We start from the raw sequence: 4,999 nt of genomic DNA, 5'->3' as shown, positions 1-4,999 counted from the left end.
GTACGAGTCGTTCTTGTAGGCGTCTTTCAGGGACGCCATGTCGAGGTCGAACGTGATGGCGTACATGGAATTGAAAAGCGCCAGCCGCTAGGGCTGGCGCGCAAGATTGGTGTCGATCGCGAGCGGTGGGAGGCGACCACCATCGCGGGGGCATTTCGGTAATCCTTACAGGGAGACAGGCAGCAATGCCGCAGGCCGCTTATCGGATCGACAACGCCATTTTTAGGTGATTTGTCGCCACAACTGAGTCTTGATCTGCGCGCCGCGCTCAATGAGGTTTGCCAAGCTCCTGGATCGCCTGGAGCCAGGAGACGTGCTCATCGTCACCAAGCTCGACCGCTTGGGGCGCGATGCCATGGATGTCAGCGCAACCGTCAAGAAACTCGCCTCCCTCGGCGTGCGCGTGCATTGCCTAGCTTTAGGTGGCGTGGATCTGACCAGCTCAGCCGGCACCATGACCATGCATGTGCTCAATGCCGTGGCGCAGTTCGAGCGCGATCTGCTGATAGAGCGCACCCAAGCGGGTCTGGCACGCGCCCGAGCCGAAGGCAAAACCCTGGGGCGGCCGAGCAGGCTCAACGCCCAGCAGAAACACGCCGTGCGTCAAGCCCTGGAGGCCGGGGCGACGGTGGCGGGTCTGGCGCGCCAGTACGGCGTGAGCCGGCAGACCATCATGCGGGCGCGGGGTGGGTGAACAATCCCCGACATGCGCACCGGGATGACCGGCAAGGTGGCACACCAAGCCATCTTGATGTTCATGCAGACCGCCTCAAAGTATGCCCGTTAAGGATACACTTGAGTCGTGAAGCGCGTTCTCAAACGGAAAGACTTTGCGCGATGGCAAACAAGCGAGAAACTGCCTGATGCAGCCTTGTGCAAGGCTGTTGCCGAGATGGAAAGCGGGCTGATCGACGCGGATCTTGGCGGATTTCTCTATAAGAAACGCGTAGCGCGCCCTGGAGCCGGCAAAAGTGGAGGGTTTCGCACTTTACTTTCGGCCAGAATCGGCAGTCGTTACATTTTCTTGCATGGCTTTCCGAAGAGCGAGAAAGCGAACATTTCCCCGGAAGAAAAGAAGGCGCTGCAGTTTGCAGGCAAGGTCTTCCTGGAACTGGATGCCCATGCCCTGGAAAAAGCGCTGTTGTCTGGCGTGCTTTTGGAGGTCGATTGTGAGCAGAATCATTGAATCCCTGCGCGGCGATCTGGCTGCACTGACTGAGGCGGGCGCGATCAGCAAGGTGACGATGCGCCAATTCGACATGCTCTGTCCGCCGCCGGTGCGGCCGTTTAGCCCGCAGCAGGTCAAACACCTGCGCGAGACGCTGCGCGTGAGTCAACCCGTTTTTGCTCGCTACCTGCACACCACCGCCTCGACCGTGCGCAAGTGGGAGCAAGGACAAACGCACCCGTCTGGTCCTGCGCTGAAGTTACTCAACGTCATCGCCGACAAGGGGCTGCAGAGCATTCTCTGAACATTTTGACTTGTTCAATCTGGTCGAGCCTTGGGCCGATACCATCCGTCGGTCTGCATGACGCTAATGATGGCCTTTGTCGGTCTAGCCGAGTTCGGGTGCACTTTCATCATCGACCGCACCCGCAACGGTCGCTAGGCAGCCAAGGTGCGCGGCGTGAATTCGTCCCCCGCCTAATACTCACTTCTACACAGTTCTGCGCGGCAGCTCATCGACGGCGATGGCCTCGCGGTCACGGGAATACCAGCTCTGCTGGGACATTGGTCGATGCCGTATCGGGTGCAAATAGCAGCACGAAAGTCATAAAAAGATAGCAACAAGCTAGCTACAAGCAAGCTTCTTGTTTGCGGCCAACTATCTATATAAGATAGCAGCTATCTACCATTTATCTAGCCGGAGTCTTTTATGGCGGCTGTCGTTGCATTTGTTTCGCAGAAGGGCGGAGTTGGGAAGAGCACTCTTTCTCGAGCCTTGGCGCGCGAGGCCGCCGCTGGCGGGCTGCGCGTCAAGGTGGCAGACCTAGACACTCAGCAAGGCACGTCCGTTGACTGGCATCGACATCGGCTCAACGCTGGCATTGAGCCAATGGTCTCCGTTGAGGCATTTGCCACTGCCGAGCAGGCCCTTGGTGTTGCCAAAGACTTCGATCTTCTTATCCTCGACGGCCCGGCTAGGACTAGCCGGGCAACGCTCGAAATCGCCCGAGCAGCCAACATAGTTGTGCAGCCTACTGGTGCATCGCTGGACGATTTGCGACCCGCTGTGCGAGAGTTTCACGCTTTGGTCAAGGCCGGCGTGCCGTCAGCACGTTTGGCGTTCGCTTTAAACCGCATTGGCACCCCGGCCGAAGAGGCCGAGACACGTGCCTATCTGGCGGAAGCCGGCTATGTCGTTTTGGACGGATGCTTGCTTGAGCGGCCGGCCTACCGGCAGGCGCAAAACACCGGGCATGCGATTACTGAAACGCGTTATGCGGTCCTCAACGAGAGAGCCGATACTTTGATTCAATCCATCATCGACAGGATGACGAACAATGGCTGATGTCTCCAAACTGAAGAGAAAAACTCTTGGCACTCCGCCGCCTATGGAGGAGGCGAGCAGCAACCTGAATGCTCCGGAAACTGTCTCGGCTGCTCATTTGCTAGGCGCCACCTCAGGGCAGATTTCGCGCATGGATGGGCGCTCAGCTCGCCGCACCAATCGAACCCTGCAATTTGCAACCCGTGTTAAGCCCGAATGGGATGCTGAGCTAAGAGAGCTAGCGCGGCGCGACGGGTTGTTGCTTGTCGAGGTTCTGGAACGGGCTTTGGAACTCTACAAAAATATTAAATAGCTAGCAGCTACCTAACGGCAACCACGCGGCTAGATAGCGTTCTATGGGCAGTGCCAAGAAAGGTGGCAGTCATACGCCGCGGGATGATGATCGGATCGCATCGTTGACCCGCATCGACCAAACCGCGCGAATGCGCAACAGTCACAAGCATGCGTCGCAAGGTGAATTGCCCTTGGAAGCAGCTGAACCTATCGACCAGATTGGTGCAGAAGGTCGGGGTGTTTTCGAGATCGACGTCTGGAATAAGCAAGGCGCAATTGATCGCTCTGGCATGCCGACCACAAACACTTTGAACGAACTGCTCGACGCGCATCGCATGCTGTCCGAACGAATAGTGGCGGCAAATCGTGAACTTGCGCGCGTCACCAGACCAGACAATCTCGATAGCCAGGAAGTCCGCAACGTGCGCAATAGTCTGGACGAAATGCGGGCTCAGCGTCGCCGACTGGATGCTGTCATTGAGGGGCAACTAAAAGCGATCAAGACACGTTCGAGCGAGGAGGACAACGCAGATGCTTCGCCCGTCGAGGCACAGGTGCAGGGCGGTTTGGTCAAGGTCCGACACCCAAACCGGGATTTCTTCCTAGCTGACCTGTTTGACTACGCATTAAAAGATGATGGCGCGAGTATGGAAGCGCCAATTTTCACTCTGGCAACCAAGCCCGATTTATCAATTTGGGAATGGCGATCAAAAGACGAGAGTAAGTATGTAAAGGTTGTGCCGTCCGCACTTGGGCGCGCGACGCAGCACGATAAAGATGTGCTGATTTATGTTTGCTCTCAGATGGTGGCGGGCCTGGATCGAGGACGCGAAGACGCGAAGAACCGCACGGTGCGTTTCACCGTGTACGACTTTCTCGTGACAACCAATCGGCAAACGAGTGGGGAAGGGTATCGACTACTGCAGGATGCATTCGAGCGGTTGCGCGGGACATCGATTACCACTGACATCAGAACCGGCGGCAAGAGGATTAAGCAAGGCTTTGGGATCATCGACGAATGGAGAATCATCCAAAAGTCACAAACCGATGAGCGCATGGTCGCCGTCGAGGTCACGCTTTCCCGTTGGTTATTTCATGCCATTCAAGCCTACGAGGTCTTGACCATTCACCCGGACTATTTTCGGTTGCGCAAGCCTTTGGCCCGTAGGCTCTACGAGTTAGCCCGCAAGCACTGTGGCCACCAGGCGCAATGGAAGATCGGTCTTGAACTTCTTCAGGCCAAATCCGGCAGCAAGTCCACCCTGCGCGAATTCCGGCGTGCCGTGCGCGCAATTGAGGCCGACAACAGCCTGCCGGAGTACCGTCTCATCCTCAATGACGACGACACCGTGACGTTCCATACCAAGGATGCCCAAAGGCTCCTAGCCAGAATTGCTGGACGACTATGAAAGTGCGCGGTTAGCCGATCAATCCGATGCATACACAAGCCGCCTATAGCCATCTCACCCGCGGCCGTATCTATCGCCCCCTCATCGTGAAGTCACGTCATTTCCTGTGGATGGGCACGTCATTTCACCCACGCTTTCCTGTGGATGGGCACGTCATTTCACCCACGCCAATATCGTCATTTCACCCACGCGAACAACCCGCGAGCCCAGCAACGACGCGGGTTCCAAAAATCGTAACGCGCGCGCGCGATACTTAACTTTAAAAGTCTTTAACGCCATCGCCCTGTGGATAACTGCGAAAGCGTCTAGACCGTAGCAACACTTCTCTATCCAGCCCCCACGCCTACGGCGTGGGGGGATCACGCCTTGACCTGACGGCCTGCGGCTTGACGACCCCAGTCCGCGGGGGAGCTGCGCTCCCCCCTGTCCGGCGCTTCGCGCCGCGGACTCGACCCCCTTTGGGGGCTTGCAGCCCCCCGCCCTACGGGCGGCTCCCCCCGCTTAGACCTCCACGGCAAGGGGGCGCGGGGTGGGGAGGGCATCTCCACCAGCACGGTGATGCGACGTCTTGGGAAACGCTTGACGACTTCACCACGCGAGTGACATCCGACCCCCTTGCTCGATGCGCAAAACGCCGATCTTGCGTCGGCGATGGCGTACATCAGTGCGCCTGCGGGTCATCGAGCATGCGTGAGAGGCGGTATGGCGTCTTCTCGCCTGTTTCGACCAGCGTGATCTCGATCATCCAATCGCCGTCATCCAATTGACGCAGCGGCCTGCCAACCTGATACTTCGGGCCGAAAG

General features: G+C 57.9%; 7 protein-coding genes. 6 read left to right on the top strand and 1 reads right to left on the bottom strand.

Annotated elements, in window-relative coordinates:
- Nucleotides 1-271: 271 nt before the first annotated feature.
- The 6 genes from RTI30_RS12475 to RTI30_RS12450 all read left to right on the top strand — a co-directional run bounded on the left by RTI30_RS12475 (nt 272) and on the right by RTI30_RS12450 (nt 4,195).
- Entirely contained in the window at nt 272-694 is a 423-nt protein-coding gene (locus RTI30_RS12475; protein WP_312283903.1) for a recombinase family protein, read from the top strand.
- A gap of 108 nt (nt 695-802) precedes the next feature.
- Nucleotides 803-1,186 carry a type II toxin-antitoxin system RelE/ParE family toxin gene (locus tag RTI30_RS12470; protein ID WP_312283902.1) on the top strand — a complete coding sequence of 128 codons (384 nt, stop codon included), beginning with the start codon at nt 803-805 and terminating at the stop codon, nt 1,184-1,186.
- Nucleotides 1,170-1,472 carry a DNA-binding transcriptional regulator gene (locus RTI30_RS12465; RefSeq protein ID WP_312283901.1) on the top strand — a complete coding sequence of 101 codons (303 nt, stop codon included), beginning with the start codon at nt 1,170-1,172 and terminating at the stop codon, nt 1,470-1,472. The genes RTI30_RS12470 and RTI30_RS12465 overlap by 17 nt, the downstream gene beginning before the upstream one ends.
- Nucleotides 1,473-1,877: 405 nt before the next feature.
- Nucleotides 1,878-2,513, top strand: coding sequence for a ParA family protein (locus tag RTI30_RS12460; RefSeq protein WP_312283900.1), 636 nt, complete (start codon nt 1,878-1,880; stop codon nt 2,511-2,513).
- On the top strand, nt 2,506-2,805 hold the full coding sequence (locus RTI30_RS12455) for a hypothetical protein (RefSeq protein WP_312283899.1): 300 nt from the start codon (nt 2,506-2,508) through the stop codon (nt 2,803-2,805). Before RTI30_RS12460 ends, RTI30_RS12455 begins: the two co-directional genes overlap by 8 nt.
- A 43-nt stretch (nt 2,806-2,848) precedes the next feature.
- A complete protein-coding gene (locus RTI30_RS12450) occupies nt 2,849-4,195 on the top strand; it encodes a replication initiator protein A (RefSeq protein WP_312283898.1) in 1,347 nt (448 codons plus the stop codon).
- Between the two features lie 661 nt (nt 4,196-4,856).
- Here the strand turns inward: RTI30_RS12450 and RTI30_RS12445 are convergent.
- Nucleotides 4,857-4,999, bottom strand: a 143-nt coding sequence (locus RTI30_RS12445) for a DUF5397 family protein (protein ID WP_312283904.1), incomplete at its 5' end; no start/stop codon positions are given.

The organism is Candidatus Igneacidithiobacillus taiwanensis (genome assembly GCF_031962545.1).
Lineage (GTDB): Bacteria > Pseudomonadota > Gammaproteobacteria > Acidithiobacillales > Acidithiobacillaceae > Igneacidithiobacillus > Igneacidithiobacillus taiwanensis.
The sequence above is the reverse complement of the archived record's forward strand: the minus strand, read 5'-3'. Positions and strand labels throughout refer to the sequence as shown.